At 47.2% G+C, this 13,715-nt stretch carries 14 protein-coding genes and 1 pseudogene; 10 read left to right on the top strand and 5 right to left on the bottom strand.

From position 1 onward, the window contains the following. From QUA38_RS16960 to QUA38_RS16945, 4 genes are all read right to left on the bottom strand, one after another. Nucleotides 1-1,379, bottom strand: a 1,379-nt coding sequence (locus QUA38_RS16960; RefSeq protein WP_333163629.1) for a 2-isopropylmalate synthase, incomplete at its 3' end; no start/stop codon positions are given. 202 nt (nucleotides 1,380-1,581) lie between these two features. Then, nucleotides 1,582-2,103 carry a LabA-like NYN domain-containing protein gene (locus QUA38_RS16955; protein ID WP_006633075.1) on the bottom strand — a complete coding sequence of 174 codons (522 nt, stop codon included), beginning with the start codon at nucleotides 2,101-2,103 and terminating at the stop codon, nucleotides 1,582-1,584. 337 nt (nucleotides 2,104-2,440) lie between these two features. Further along, a complete protein-coding gene (locus QUA38_RS16950; protein WP_333038438.1) occupies nucleotides 2,441-3,091 on the bottom strand; it encodes a response regulator transcription factor in 651 nt (216 codons plus the stop codon). Nucleotides 3,092-3,742: 651 nt separating this feature from the next. Continuing rightward, the gene (locus QUA38_RS16945) at nucleotides 3,743-4,168 is read right to left on the bottom strand and encodes a ferredoxin (protein ID WP_190737000.1); all 426 of its coding nucleotides are present in this window, start codon (nucleotides 4,166-4,168) and stop codon (nucleotides 3,743-3,745) included. 258 nt (nucleotides 4,169-4,426) lie between these two features. On the opposite strand from QUA38_RS16945, the gene groES reads away from it, so the two are divergent. The 10 genes from groES to QUA38_RS16895 all read left to right on the top strand — a co-directional run bounded on the left by groES (nucleotide 4,427) and on the right by QUA38_RS16895 (nucleotide 12,904). After that, nucleotides 4,427-4,738 (top strand): co-chaperone GroES, encoded by a 312-nt coding sequence (groES, locus tag QUA38_RS16940; protein WP_006633072.1) that lies wholly within the window; start codon nucleotides 4,427-4,429, stop codon nucleotides 4,736-4,738. A 138-nt stretch (nucleotides 4,739-4,876) separates the two neighbouring features. Then, complete coding sequence (gene groL, locus QUA38_RS16935; protein ID WP_333163626.1) at nucleotides 4,877-6,520, top strand: chaperonin GroEL; 1,644 nt, start codon at nucleotides 4,877-4,879, stop codon at nucleotides 6,518-6,520. Between the two features lie 298 nt (nucleotides 6,521-6,818). Then, complete coding sequence (locus QUA38_RS16930; RefSeq protein ID WP_333163623.1) at nucleotides 6,819-7,265, top strand: type II toxin-antitoxin system VapC family toxin; 447 nt, start codon at nucleotides 6,819-6,821, stop codon at nucleotides 7,263-7,265. Between the two features lie 188 nt (nucleotides 7,266-7,453). Further along, complete coding sequence (locus QUA38_RS16925) at nucleotides 7,454-7,813, top strand: hypothetical protein (RefSeq protein WP_015174508.1); 360 nt, start codon at nucleotides 7,454-7,456, stop codon at nucleotides 7,811-7,813. A gap of 27 nt (nucleotides 7,814-7,840) precedes the next feature. Further along, nucleotides 7,841-8,125, top strand: coding sequence for a hypothetical protein (locus tag QUA38_RS16920; RefSeq protein WP_333163621.1), 285 nt, complete (start codon nucleotides 7,841-7,843; stop codon nucleotides 8,123-8,125). A gap of 429 nt (nucleotides 8,126-8,554) precedes the next feature. Continuing rightward, entirely contained in the window at nucleotides 8,555-9,214 is a 660-nt protein-coding gene (locus QUA38_RS16915; protein WP_333163619.1) for a glutathione S-transferase family protein, read from the top strand. Then, the gene (locus QUA38_RS16910; protein ID WP_333163617.1) at nucleotides 9,214-9,642 is read left to right on the top strand and encodes a hypothetical protein; all 429 of its coding nucleotides are present in this window, start codon (nucleotides 9,214-9,216) and stop codon (nucleotides 9,640-9,642) included. Before QUA38_RS16915 ends, QUA38_RS16910 begins: the two co-directional genes overlap by 1 nt. Before the next feature lie 140 nt (nucleotides 9,643-9,782). Then, nucleotides 9,783-10,028, top strand: coding sequence for a hypothetical protein (locus tag QUA38_RS16905; RefSeq protein WP_333163615.1), 246 nt, complete (start codon nucleotides 9,783-9,785; stop codon nucleotides 10,026-10,028). A gap of 115 nt (nucleotides 10,029-10,143) precedes the next feature. Beyond that, nucleotides 10,144-10,455, top strand: a complete 312-nt coding sequence (locus QUA38_RS16900) for a hypothetical protein (RefSeq protein WP_333163612.1) — start codon at nucleotides 10,144-10,146, stop codon at nucleotides 10,453-10,455. 1,567 nt (nucleotides 10,456-12,022) lie between these two features. Beyond that, complete coding sequence (locus tag QUA38_RS16895; RefSeq protein WP_333163609.1) at nucleotides 12,023-12,904, top strand: lysophospholipid acyltransferase family protein; 882 nt, start codon at nucleotides 12,023-12,025, stop codon at nucleotides 12,902-12,904. 388 nt (nucleotides 12,905-13,292) lie between these two features. Here QUA38_RS16895 and QUA38_RS16890 read toward each other — a convergent pair. Continuing rightward, a pseudogene (locus tag QUA38_RS16890) lies at nucleotides 13,293-13,715 on the bottom strand (2-polyprenyl-6-methoxyphenol hydroxylase-like oxidoreductase); the annotation flags it as partial.

Here is a 13,715-nt window from a genome sequence, read left to right as displayed (position 1 = left end):
TTTACCACCCGGTTAATTGCCCTGTAAATCGCATCCACAGGCCCAGTGCCGATCGCAGCATCGGTCAATTCTTCGCCAGCCGGATTCCGCACAGTGACAGTTGCTGTCGGGCGAGATTTGTCGCCGCAGGAAACTTGCACCAATTCTAACCGGAACAGTTCCGGTGCTTGGTGCACTTCGTTATTGGCGATCGCCTCTAAATCCCAATCAGTAATCTCTTTTTTCTTGTCCGCTAAATCTTTGAACTTGACAAAAGCCTTATTTAGCTCATCGTCGGCCATTTCAAAACCCAACTCTTTCAAGCGAGTGTGAAATGCGTGGCGGCCGGATAATTTGCCCAAGACGATTTGATTTTCTGTCAAGCCGATCGACTCAGCGTCCATAATCTCGTATGTCAGCTTATTTTTGAGCACCCCGTCTTGGTGAATTCCCGACTCGTGAGCGAAAGCATTTGCCCCAACAATCGCCTTATTTGGCTGCACCAACATCCCCGTCAAATTGGAAACCAAGCGCGAGGTTTTGTAAATTTGGCGCGAGTCAATATTTGTCAGCGGTTCCTCAGAATCCGCAGCCCGGCCCAAGAACGGATTATAATATTGGCGCCGCACGTAAAGCGCCATTACCAACTCTTCCAAAGCTGCATTTCCCGCCCGTTCGCCAATCCCGTTAATCGTGCATTCTAACTGCCTGGCGCCATTTTTCACAGCTTCCAAAAAGTTAGCAACCGCCAATCCTAAGTCATTGTGACCGTGAACCGAAATAATTGCGCGATCGATATTCGGCACATTTTCCTTAATTCCCCGAATCAAAGCCCCAAATTCGCTCGGAGTCGTGTAGCCGACAGTATCGGGAATATTAACAGTAGTCGCACCGGCTGCGATCGCCCGTTCTAGAACCTGATACAAAAACTCCGGTTCCGATCGGCAAGCATCTTCCGGGGAAAACTCCACATCATCCACAAAAGACTTAGCGTAAGCCACCATTTCCGGCACAATTTCCAGAATCTCAGCCCGCGTCTTTTTCAACTTATGCTCCAAGTGAATATCAGACGTAGCCAGAAACGTATGAATTCGCGCATTGGCGGCTGGTTTCAGAGCCTCTGCTGCTCTTTTAATATCCGGCTTTCTCGCCCGTGCTAAACCGCAAATTGTCGGCCCATGTTCCGTGCCAACCGATCGGGCTATTTTTTGGACTGCCTCGAAATCTCCCGTGCTGGTGAAAGGGAAACCCGCTTCAATCACATCCACGCCCAATCTCGCTAACTGGCGGGCAATAGTCAGCTTTTCATCCACATTCAGAGATGCACCCGGAGATTGTTCTCCGTCCCGCAAAGTCGTATCGAAAATAATAATCCGGTCTTGACTTGGTTGAGTTTTCATAGCTCTAAAAAAGTGTTTTCCTGATTTTTACTTGTCCGTTTGTCTGGATTTTTAGCCTCCAGTCACCAGTCCCCTGTCTCGCGCCAATAACGAATAATTAATAACCCATAACTCATAACTACTGACTAATGACTGCTGACTAATGACTAATGACTAATAATTACTGACTACTGACTACTGACTAATGACTAATAACTACTGACTAATAATCCATCTTCTCGATATGTTCCCTAATTTCATTTAGGTCTATATACCTATCTGTAGCATTTCGTAACTCTCTAGCAATCATTCCTTCGGTTGATACCACAGTAATATGAGTATTTTTCGAGCGAAGCAGCTCGATCGCCCTCTCAAAATCCCCATCCCCGCTAAACAGTACAACTTGGTCGTATTGATCCACGGTATTAAACATATCAACCACAATTTCTATGTCTAAATTAGCCTTTTGAGAATATCTGCCCGAAGCATCGTCGTAATATTCCTTAAGAATTTTAGTGCGAACCGTGTAACCTAGACTGATCAAAGCATCTCGAAATCCCCTTTGATCTTGGGGGTCTTTCAGACCCGTATACCAGAAAGCATTGATCAAGATGACATTCGGCTGCGAAGTTTTGAAATATTCGAGCACCCTGCGAGGATCAAAAAACCAGCCGTTCTTTTGTTGAGCGTAGAACATATTGTTCCCGTCCACAAAAATAGAAAGGCGGTTCATTAAGTTTGTCATAGAAACTTAGACCTAATAATTGTAGAAAGAAGTTAATCTAAATATCACATTTTAGCAACATGGAGCTAACTGAGGCAATAGATTAAACTTCAGAAAACTCCATCTCCCCAGTATTTCATATTTTCGGCTCTACCGCCAGAGGGTTCTTTTAACCCTCCTTGCATTTGAGCGAGGGACTCTCACAAACTATACGCCTCGTAACTCAATACCGGCTGCCGTGTCAAGGTTAATGGCGCCTTCAAACTACCGCCCCCACCGCCCTACCGCCAAGCAGGCATACCGAAGCGCATAGCAGTAGATTTTGCTCCCCTGATTTCATAGCGCAGACTACCTCCGCTCAAGCCTTTTTGCTTTCAAGGGCCCAGCGAGCTAACTCTGTCCGGTTGTGCAGACCTGTTTTGCCCAGCATATTGCTGACGTGGCTTTCGATAGTCCGCTGGCTGACATTCATCACGTCTGCGATTTGGCGGTTTGCCATACCCTGCGCTAGCAACTGTACCACCTTTAACTCAGTGGGAGTCAATTCGACATTGCGGCGCGCCTTAATTTTTGGGCCACTCTCCATACCGGGATTTGAGTGGCGAATCAAGCGGGATGCTGCTTTCAGAGAAGATTCCACTTGGGCTACCAGTTCTTCTGGTTCAAAAGGCTTGACTATATAAACGTCAGCCCCCGTGCTCAAGCCTTTTACTCGGTCTGAACTTTGACCTTTTGCGGACAAGAAAAGAACCGGAATCCAGCTCGTGCGAGGGTCTTCTCTGATGTGTTTGACTAGAGTGTAGCCGTCCATTTCCGGCATCATCACGTCGCAGATAATCAAGTCGGGAACTTCTTGTTCTAGTTTTTCCAGAGCGTCTCTGCCGTTTTCTGCTGTAATGACGTTGTAACCCCGAAACTCCAAGTAGTCCTTGACCAGCAAGATCAAGTTGGGGTCGTCGTCAACCAGCATCAGCCGTTTTTGCTCTCCTGAATTATTGTCCTTTGTCATGTTTATTCCCGCTAAAGTATCCCGCACACTTCCTTGTTTTCACTTCTGTTTTTTCGGTCAGTCCTCCGCCACCCGGCTGGGGGGGAGGACGACGATCGGGTGAAGGGATGGCGGTGAGGGAAAGCGGGGCGGGTATTACCGCTTCCCAACCTGTAATTGATGGCTGTTTGTGAGTGTCTTACGACCTGGAACGCAGCCAAAACCAGTAATGGACGATCGCCCTATCAAGATCAGCCTTGATTGATTGGAGACTCGCTAACAGAGCCCAAGTTAAATATCTTTAATCTCGATCGGTTCAATTTTAGGTTAATGCCCCAGTTTTAAATGATACTTCTGATATAGAGAAATTTAAGCAGACTCCCTACTTACGTATTTAACTGTTTCTAGTGTAGTTTGGCAACCTGCTTAGTGTCTGCCACTGAGAAATTTTTGCACAAAATTTCTCAGTTCCTCCGATAGATTTTTTTTACTGTACATTTTGAGAAACACAAGGAACACGGGAAGCCGCACAAGGAAGACAAGAACCTAAGCTACAGTTTTATTGAACTGTAGCAGGTGCGATCGCCCGGACGCCAAACTGTCTCAAATTCTCACCCTTAACCTTAAATTTAACACTTTACCTATAACCCTGTACTTTAAACAGCGCTACACTTAAATGTTTGGCTCCGCCTCACGAGGCACAGGCAAAGGATGAGTCAAGAAAGCGTATTCTTGAACTACCTTTGAGTTTAGGAGATGTTCCTGAATAATTCTCTCAATGACGGGTGGAGTAACGTCGCGATACCACACTCCGTCTGGATAGACTACCATAATCGGGCCAGACGCGCATACTCGCAGGCAATTGGCTTTCGTGCGAAAGACGCAGGTTGGTCGAGTGGCACTTGGCTTGTCCAACCCCAATTCTTGCAAGCGTTTTTTTAAGTAATTCCACGCCTCCAGACTCGTTTGCCGATCGCAGCACTTGGGCACGGTTTGGTCGGCACATATAAAAATATGCCGCTCGATTTGAGCGATTCCCAGGCTTTGGACGCAAGCGCTCAAGCCTTGGCTGCAAGATTCCTCGTTATTTTCTGTCATTGTCTTCATCAATCAAAAGTAATTGGTTAGCGGTCTAAAGTCATCACCCCAGCCCCCACTCCCACTTCTCCTTTCCTCCAACTCATGCTCGGTTCGGGAACCCGTACTGACAACTAAGTTGCGATCGACCCTGACTAAAGCTAAATTAGCACTCAGGAGTCGAGAGTGCTAATATGTCAGTTGTAAGTAGTCCGCTGTTGCTTTCATCGTGACCCCTGACGACTGACTCACGACAATCTGTAATCTGGAGATTTATTTATGGCAGCAGTATCACTGAGTGTTTCTACCGTTAAACCGTTAGGCGAGCGCGTGTTCGTAAAAGTAAGCGCTAGCGAAGAAAAAACCGCCGGCGGCATCCTTCTGCCCGACACAGCGAAAGAAAAGCCCCAAGTAGGCGAAGTCGCGGCCGTGGGCCCTGGCAAGCGCAATGACGACGGCAGCCGCACAGAAATGGAAGTCAAAGTCGGCGACAAAGTTCTCTACTCGAAATACGCCGGCACCGACATCAAACTCGGCACAGACGAATACGTCTTGCTTGCAGAAAAAGACATTCTGGCGATCGTTAACTAATTAATCATTAGTCATCAGTCCTTAGTCATCAGTCATTAGTTTAAAGCGAACGCCGCCAAACAACTAATGACACGGGGCAAATGACTAAAATCCATCATCCCCAATCCAAAATCTCAAACCCTCTCATCCCCAAAAACTATGGCTAAGCGTATCATCTACAACGAAAATGCACGTCGCGCCCTCGAACGCGGTATGGACATTTTGGCCGAAGCAGTGGCCGTAACCCTCGGCCCCAAAGGCCGTAACGTGGTTCTCGAAAAGAAATTCGGAGCTCCTCAGATCGTCAATGACGGTGTTACCATCGCCAAAGAAATCGAACTAGAAGACCACGTAGAAAATACAGGCGTTGCCCTGATCCGTCAAGCAGCTTCCAAAACCAACGACGCAGCAGGCGACGGTACCACAACTGCTACCGTTTTGGCTCACGCAATGGTCAAAGAAGGTCTGCGTAACGTAGCAGCCGGCGCAAATGCGATCGCCCTCAAGCGCGGCGTTGACAAAGCAACCACGTTTTTGGTAGAAAAAATTGCCGAACACGCCAAACAAGTAGAAGATTCCAAAGCCATCGCTCAAGTCGGCTCCATCTCTGCTGGTAACGACGATGAAGTCGGCCAAATGATTGCTAACGCAATGGACAAGGTGGGCAAGGAAGGCGTGATTTCCCTGGAAGAAGGGAAGTCTATGACCACCGAATTGGAAATCACCGAAGGGATGCGCTTCGACAAAGGCTACATTTCTCCCTACTTCGTCACCGACACTGAGCGGATGGAAGCGATTCTAGAAGAACCCTTCATCTTGCTGACAGACAAGAAAATCGCTCTGGTACAAGATTTAGTACCAGTGCTCGAACAAGTAGCTCGTTCCGGCCGCCCGCTGTTGATCATTGCAGAAGACATTGAGAAAGAAGCTCTAGCTACCCTCGTTGTCAACAAACTGCGCGGTGTGTTGAATGTGACTGCTGTTAAAGCACCCGGTTTTGGCGATCGACGCAAAGCCATGTTAGAAGATATCGCCGTATTGACCGGCGGTCAACTAATCACCGAAGACGCCGGTTTGAAACTGGAAAATACCAAGCTCGACATGATCGGCAAAGCCCGCCGCATCACCATCACCAAAGACAGCACCACAATTGTTGCCGAAGGTAACGAAGCCGCCGTCAAGTCCCGCTGCGAACAAATTCGCCGTCAAATGGACGAAACCGAGTCTTCCTACGACAAAGAAAAGCTGCAAGAACGTTTGGCCAAATTGGCTGGCGGCGTCGCAGTGATCAAAGTCGGCGCGGCTACCGAAACAGAAATGAAGGATCGCAAATTGCGTCTTGAAGATGCGATCAACGCTACCAAAGCTGCTGTAGAAGAAGGAATTGTTCCTGGTGGCGGTACAACTTTGGCTCACCTGACTCCTCAATTGGAAGAGTGGGCAAATGGCAGCCTGAAGGGCGAAGAGTTGACTGGTGCTTTGATTGTGGCACGTGCTCTGGCTGCTCCTCTGAAGCGGATTGCTGAAAATGCTGGTTTGAACGGCGCTGTGATTGCTGAGCGCGTCAAAGAAAAGCCGTTCAACGTCGGTTTCAACGCAGCGACAAATGAGTTTGTCGATATGTTTGAAGCTGGTATCGTTGACCCTGCGAAGGTGACTCGTTCTGCTCTGCAAAATGCCGCATCTATTGCTGGTATGGTGCTGACAACCGAGTGCATCGTCGTTGACAAGCCTGAACCGAAGGACGGCGCTGCTGCTGCTGGCGCTGGCGGCGGCATGGGCGGCGGCGACTTCGATTACTAAGTCGATCGTTTGATGGGGCGGGCCCAAAAGCCCGCCCTGTTATTTTGGTAATTGTTACAGAACGGAACGTGATAGTTTCTTATCATTCCGCTCCTCAATAATTCTACATATTGAGAACCCAGGAAACTCTTGACATCTTGAAGCAGAAGTTTTAAGATCGAACCAAACCAATAATTAAATAAAATACTGAACCCTTGCCGGGCGGATCATCGCCTCGGCTTTTTGGGTTTTTACGGCTTTATAACGAGGTGATATCCAAAAACCTAACCCTGGGTGACAGTTAATTCTGAGGATTAAAATGTCGCAAAAAACCGTCTCCCTCTCTAAAAAATGTATTCTGGATACCGATCACGTTTCACTCATTCTCCAGAATAATCCTCAAGTTATCGCCAACGCAGCAAAACATGAGATTTCCGTCACTATTGTCACGGTTCAAGAACTCTTCAATGGCTGGGTTGGCAGGATTAACGATCCGTCCCTGGTGCATAACTTACCTGGACTCTATTCTAAACTTTGGACAACTGTAAAATATCTCCAAACTATTGAGGTACTGGACTTTACACCGGAAGCTGATACTTGTCTCAAGAAACTGTTAAAGGATCACCCGCCCCTGCGGAAAAATCGCCTGGAAAAAGATATGCGGATCGCTGCCATTGCCTTGTCTATCGGTGGTACGGTTGTCACTCGCAACCAACGAGACTTTGGGCAAGTTCCCGGACTCTCGATCGAAGATTGGACGCTGTAGTGCGTTGGGGAATCCCGCCGAAGGCATTGCTGCTTTTCCGTATGCTGCGTTGGCGGATAAAACCCAACATTCATCCATCGGGATTTAGTGTGACTTTGGGTTCATAGCGATCGCCCCTTGCCTGAAATGGTGAGGGATTTTTTTTCTGCGATACAATCAAGACAGCACTTAAAAATCGTGATTTAAACATGGTAACAAGCTTAAATGTATTGCAATCCCAACCCTCTAGCCAATTAAAAGTGACACTCCTGTTAGAAACCCTCTCATCAGGACAGGTTTCTGCTTCTGTTTTCGAGTTTCCGCACTGTCGAGTTGAAGCAGCAACTAGGGAAGAAGCAATTACCCAACTTCAAACCACATTTTTAGAACGACTTAAGCATATTGAAGCTATTTCCTGGGAAGTACCGATTCAGGCTTCAGAACCCACCTGGATGCAATTTGCGGGTGTGTTTAAAGACGATCCAGATTTTCAGGAAATTATGGACGAGATTCGTGCCGAACGTACCTCTGACGATGACTCTGAAATCGACCCCTCATACTACCTGTAGAGGTGATTTATAGGATAGTAAGCTAACATGAATCTATCATTTAAAGATTTAAGGTTTATTATAGAAGCCATTGAACATCAAATCAATGCCTATCAAGAACGTTTGCAAGTAATTGAAGATGTAGATGAGGATGAGGCTGCCGATCTAGGGAACGATATTAAATTTTTAGAGCTTCTTCACGCAGACATGACGACAACTTTAGAGCAGAATACTTCAGTCAAGAATTTAAGTTATGGTGAGGTTTTTTCGCCAGCTCAGAATGATAAATTTTCAGAAACATCCAAAAAAATATCGTTTCAAGAATTAGTTTAATTAACCCAGAAGTTGTCACTTAGTGAGCGATTATTTCTAGTAGAGGCGATTACCTCGTCTGTGCATCAGGAAGTCACTATTAGCCAATAATCAGCCAATTAAAGGAGCTTTAGAAGTTGGTGGGGATGATATATTGATTAATGGTAAAGTGAGCAGAGATCGGGCAAATGTCAGCCACCATCACAATTAGCAGCAGCGAACTTCGGCAAATATTAAGGAATTAAGGGAATGTTTATTTAGTTTTTAAGACGTTTACTCGTTACCAGGCTCTGCCTGGTAACGCATATCCGGAGGCTCTGCCTCCATAGTCTGGGCCGAGGCAGAGCCTCTGGACATCGGTTCCCAGGCTCTGCCTGGGGACCAGTTAACCAGTTATTGAAACTGATTTAGGATTGCTATATTACCTTTCAATAATTACCCCCACCATTTATGAAACTTTACCACACTCCCATTTCCCCCAACTCCCGCCGCGTGTGGATCGCCCTCTTAGAAAAAAACCTCGACTTTGAATTAGTAGAAATCCACTTGGACGGCGATCACTTGCAGCCAGACTTTATCGCAATCAATCCTTTTCACCGCATCCCTGTTTTGGTCGATGATGACTTCACTGTCGTCGAGTCTCTAGCAATTCTTGACTATCTAGAAACGAAGTATCCCGAACCGGCAATGCTGCCAAAAGAACCGAAAGATTTGGCAGTTGTGAGAATGGTAGAAATGGTTACGGTTAACGAACTTATGCCGGGACTTTCCCCGCTAAGCAGTGAAAAAATGGGATGGGGAACTCCCCAACCGCAGGAAATCGCCAAGGCAAAAGAAAAAGTCGATACAGTGTTGAAATTCTTTGAAGGCTTGCTGGACGATCGCCCTTTTTTCGCCAGCAACAGTGTCACCTTTGCCGAGTGCGTTGCCGGCACCGTCGTGCCCTTGCTATCTTGGGTTGGCGTGTCCCTAGACGGCTATCCTAAAATTCAAGCTTGGTGCGATCGACTAATGTCGCGTCCCTCATGGCAGCAAACTCAATTCACCGAGGCAGATTTAGCGGCTTTCGCATCTCGAAGACAACAATTTCTGGCACAATCTGAAGCCTGATGAACCCATCAATTGTCAAACGATCGCTCTTTTTCCTAGCTGTCTTTACCTGCATCCAAATTCCCATCGCAGCAATGGGGCAGCCCGCAGCCCGATCAAACTACAAAGCAATTAACGCTAAACAGTTCCTTGCCGATCGCAAAATTACCGTCTCCAACCCCAAAGATATCGCAGCAAAACTCTTTAGCAGTAACCGAGAATCTGAAGGTCGAAAAAGCGATCAAATTTCGGTTGAATATCCCACGCGAGAAACAGCGGTAATTGTCCAAACCGTCGTCGGTTTAGGTGACGATTCTGTCGCTGCAATGCGACACCGCATCGAACTCAGACTCAGACAAAATAAGTGGGAAATTGTCTGGATTGGCCGACAATCGAAGTGTCAACCAAATCGCGGACACCAAAATTGGGCAAGCGGGCGCTGTCAGTAGAAAGGTTGATCGGCTTTTTGCTTAAATTCATTCATCCCGCGTGCCTTGCAAGGAACCAAGCTAGGACTTGATGCAACCGACGAAAAACATAAGCCTAGAAAGATTCGCTACCGCTGCTTCCCGACAGAAATAAGCTATTCATGCGTAAGTCCAGGAAGCAGTCTGGGCTGGGCTTGGTTCGCTTGCAGCGCAACAATCTTAAAACTATTTTCGGTGTCGATCGCTCTTTTACTCAAAAAGAGCGATCGAACTCACAAGTTTACTTACACATGATCAAATTTCCAGCCGAGATGAATCCGGCCACAGGGGCTGAAATCTCAACCCAATTGCGGTTTTCTCCATTCTTATCTTTCACTAACTGGAAATTCGGTACAAGCGTTACTTGACCGTTAGCCGGTACACCGCCTTTAACAGCAGAAGTCTTTGAAGGCTCGGTGCGGATAGCTAGACCCCTCGGCGCTACGCGAGGTTCTACTTGGCGGCACAGACTTACTGGGCCCGTTGCAGGCGCTGGTGCGGGTGCTGGCGCTGGTGCTGGCGCTGGTGCGGGTGCTGGCGCTGGTGCTGGCGCTGGTGCTGGCGCTGGTGCTGGTGCTGGCGCTGGTGCTGGTGCTGGTGCTGGCGCTGGTGCTGGTGCTGGTGCTGGCGCTGGTGCTGGCGCTGGTGCTGGTGCTGGTGCTGGCGCTGGTGCTGGCGCTGGTGCTGGTGCTGGTGCGGGACTTGGACGGGGTGTCGGTGCAGGCGCGGGTGCTGGTGCGGGTGTTGCTGCGGGTGCAGGTGCCGGTGCGGGACTTGGGGAAGGAGTTTGACTAATGGTGCACGAACCTAAATTACTTTCGTCGTTGGGATAGCCGCTAGCTACATACCCTGTGACGGGAGCGGTAATTTGAATCCAGAGGCGACCGTCGGAGGCTTTAACCGAAGTAGCGCCTTGGGAGAGCGTTACCTGAGTGTTAAGTCCTACCCCGCCCACTCTAGGGGATTTGGGGTCTGGGTTCTGGCGAACGGTCAAACCTTCTTTGGGAGTGACTTTACGGCAAAGGTTGCCAGCCTGGGCTATTTGAAACGTGGCGCTATCTTCAAAGGAAATATTTTCCGCATCTTGACTGACCGTGGATGTTGATGGGGTGGCTACACCGATGGCATTCGCCTGCAAACTTCCGGCGACGATCGCGATTGCGCCCAGCAATGCAGCGGGTTTATTCCAGCAATTCAAGTTTTTCATCCGTTCAACTCCTCACTTAACCACAATCATTATCTTAATTGCAGGTCAATATAGCAAAAAAATCGATTTGTCTTCCACCAAAAAGCTTTGTATAACTTTTTTATGACCGCAAGTCAAGTTTTATTTATATTATTTAATGTTTGGTGAGTTGAGCGAAGACAAATAAAGCTGCTACGCCGATAAATGACTCATTATGGCAGAGCGGGGAAGGGAGATGGCGAGAGTGTCCGAGTCGGGGAATGGGAGAGCGGGAAAGTCAAAACTCAACAGTTAACAGTTTAAATGCGGCACAGTTTGCTAGGAATCCAAGTCATCTGTTGTCCGCCAATATCTTGTCAGGTGTTCGTTAAACTATTTAGCTGTCAGTTGTTGCAGTTGAGTAATATGGGGCTACATTTCAGGTGAATTCTTGGCAGATTCGAGACAGAGATGGTGCTTGAGATGCTGCCAGATTCTGAGTGACAGGCGATTGGCGCGCTCGACCCCATCGTCATACTGGCGTGTCGGAAGCCGGATACAGTTCTTCGATCTCCACTGTCGATCGTACCTTACTTAAACAGGACTTACGCACTCAAGTCCGTTAAATCAAGGGTTTGAGATTGCTTCACTACATCTTCGGACAGAAAATCGTAGTACGTGGGTAAGTCCTCTTAAAATTGTGGCAAACAGCACCAATCGCTCGCCTTGACCCGATGCCTGGCGTCAATTTGATAAAATCTTCCAAAACGGAAACTTATCGGCTTGAGACACAGTTGTGTTTTTGTCGCTAAAGCCGCCCCGCCATCAGCGACAGTTGCTGTAGCTGTTTGCAAACGGTTTTGTCCGTGTGGAGACAACCAGCACAAAACCTCCGAAAAAAACCAGCCCACTCAAATCAGAAACCAAATATTTGCGCCAATTCTGATTTAATTATATTGCTATAGCAACAGCGCTCGATGTTTATGAGGTTTTCACTTGCTCAAACTAATGCGGTAGATTCCTTCGGAATTGGAGTATATTAATGATAAAAAAATCTTTTTTTTCGCAGGGCGAGGGCGATTAGCGCACACACAAAAAGAGGAAAAGCCCAACTAATCTCCTCCCTTATTCCTTCTTTCCCAAATAACTCAAGCCTTCTTTCTTCGAGAGTTATAATTTTCTTCCTTCTGCTATATAATGATCGAAGCGTTAAATATTTTGGCAGTGACAAAAACTACTAACAAAAAAGACAGCAAATCCTCTAAATATCCCTTTGACGGTCTATCTTTAGACGATCGCAATCCCGACTTCATTAAGCTTCTGTTGCCAATCTGGGAATGGCTGTACCGCTACTATTTTCGCGTACAAAGCGACGGCTGGCACAACGTCCCCGCTCAGGGAAAAATGCTTGTTGTCGGTTCTCACAACGGGGGACTCGCCGCTCCCGATATGTTTATGTTCCTATACGAATGGTTCCGCAGGTACGGCACGGAACGCTTGGCCTACGGATTGATGCACCCCACGGTTTGGCAAGTTTCTCCTGATGTTGCTAGCATGGCGGTTCAGTGTGGAGCCCTCAAGGCGCATCCGAAAATGGCGATCGCAGCTTTGCGGAAAAATGCCCCAGTTCTCGTCTATCCGGGCGGCGCTCAAGATGTTTTCCGCCCCCACCACTTGCGCGATAAAATCTATTTTGCCGGACGCAAGGGATTTATCAAATTAGCATTGCGAGAAGAAGTGCCCATCCTACCAATTATATCCCACGGTGCCCACGATACTTTGATAGTTTTGGCAGATTTGTACGAACAAGCAAAGCAATTGCATGAATTGGGAATGCCGTGGCTATTTGGAATCGATCCAGTGGTATTGCCGGTGTATTTGGGATTGCCTTGGGGATTGAGTGTTGGGCCTTTGCCGAACTTGCCTTTACCCGTGCAAATTCGGACTCGCGTCTGCGAACCGATTGTATTTGAGAGGTATGGTTCGGAGGCGGCGCGCGATCGCGATTATGTTGATGCTTGTTTCGAGCGAGTTACCGCCCAAATGCAAGAACAATTAGATTGTTTGGCTGGCAAGTGACAATGCCACAAGTCTATATTAGTCTAGGATGCAGAAACCGATTTTTTTTCCGACTATATAGCGGGAAGCGCGAGGGATATGGGTAAAAAATCCGGTTTCTTGAGTCCTGTGAGTAAGTCCTGACTACAAACAATTTTTGCAATAAATCTAATAATTTATTTCACAAACACACAATTGAGTACAAAATCGGTTTTTACCCATCTTATGACGTGAAATACTCGAAAACCGCAGTCGAAAAAGTCACGCTTTTTATCATCCAGGTTCGAGGAAACATAATATCAGGTTAAATCAACGCAGATGAATAGGATTTCATCTGCGTTTATCTTCCTTCATCGGCGGCGGTGAAAAAATATAATTGGCAAAAATAATCTGATTCTGTATAAACTCTTTATTTTAATTCTGCCTTCTGACTTCCGGTGACTAATTGCCCGATCGCCTTAAGCGCAATACTGGGAGAAAAAAGTACCGCAGGCGACTCAATCATGTGCAGAACTTCCAAAAATGTTTGACAAACTTTAGCATCTCCGACAAGCACTTTTAACACTATATCCATGTAATCAATTGTCAGCCGCGTAGCAAGGTTTAGTTTTGCACCTTTACTTCCCCGATAGCGAGAATCCTGACTAATGGCAAACATCCAAGGAATAGTGTGTAATTTTGCTAGTTTTTGTTGAAATTGTCGCGCAAAACCTGTTAAATCGCCTTCTGGATACCGCTCTCTTTGCTTTTGCAGGCATCGATCTAGCATCTGAGCATCCAGTGCAGCAACGGTCATTCCCTGGCCATAAACTGGGTTGAAAGCGCAAACTGC

The organism is Microcoleus sp. Pol12B4 (assembly GCF_036701385.1).
Taxonomy (GTDB): Bacteria; Cyanobacteriota; Cyanobacteriia; order Cyanobacteriales; family Microcoleaceae; genus Microcoleus.
The sequence above is the reverse complement of the archived record's forward strand: the minus strand, read 5'-3'. Positions and strand labels throughout refer to the sequence as shown.

Bases quoted from the DNA above. Each gene is read 5' to 3' on its own strand.
- QUA38_RS16930 (WP_333163623.1), top strand. From the start codon at position 6,819: ATGTCGCAAAAAACCGTCTCCCTCTCTAAAAAATGTATTCTGGATACC.
- QUA38_RS16945 (WP_190737000.1), bottom strand. From the start codon at position 4,168: ATGACAGAAAATAACGAGGAATCTTGCAGCCAAGGCTTGAGCGCTTGC.
- QUA38_RS16950 (WP_333038438.1), bottom strand. From the start codon at position 3,091: ATGACAAAGGACAATAATTCAGGAGAGCAAAAACGGCTGATGCTGGTT.
- QUA38_RS16905 (WP_333163615.1), top strand. From the start codon at position 9,783: ATGCGTAAGTCCAGGAAGCAGTCTGGGCTGGGCTTGGTTCGCTTGCAG.
- QUA38_RS16955 (WP_006633075.1), bottom strand. From the start codon at position 2,103: ATGACAAACTTAATGAACCGCCTTTCTATTTTTGTGGACGGGAACAAT.
- groL (WP_333163626.1), top strand. From the start codon at position 4,877: ATGGCTAAGCGTATCATCTACAACGAAAATGCACGTCGCGCCCTCGAA.
- QUA38_RS16910 (WP_333163617.1), top strand. From the start codon at position 9,214: ATGAACCCATCAATTGTCAAACGATCGCTCTTTTTCCTAGCTGTCTTT.
- QUA38_RS16925 (WP_015174508.1), top strand. From the start codon at position 7,454: ATGGTAACAAGCTTAAATGTATTGCAATCCCAACCCTCTAGCCAATTA.
- QUA38_RS16920 (WP_333163621.1), top strand. From the start codon at position 7,841: ATGAATCTATCATTTAAAGATTTAAGGTTTATTATAGAAGCCATTGAA.
- QUA38_RS16915 (WP_333163619.1), top strand. From the start codon at position 8,555: ATGAAACTTTACCACACTCCCATTTCCCCCAACTCCCGCCGCGTGTGG.
- QUA38_RS16895 (WP_333163609.1), top strand. From the start codon at position 12,023: ATGATCGAAGCGTTAAATATTTTGGCAGTGACAAAAACTACTAACAAA.
- groES (WP_006633072.1), top strand. From the start codon at position 4,427: ATGGCAGCAGTATCACTGAGTGTTTCTACCGTTAAACCGTTAGGCGAG.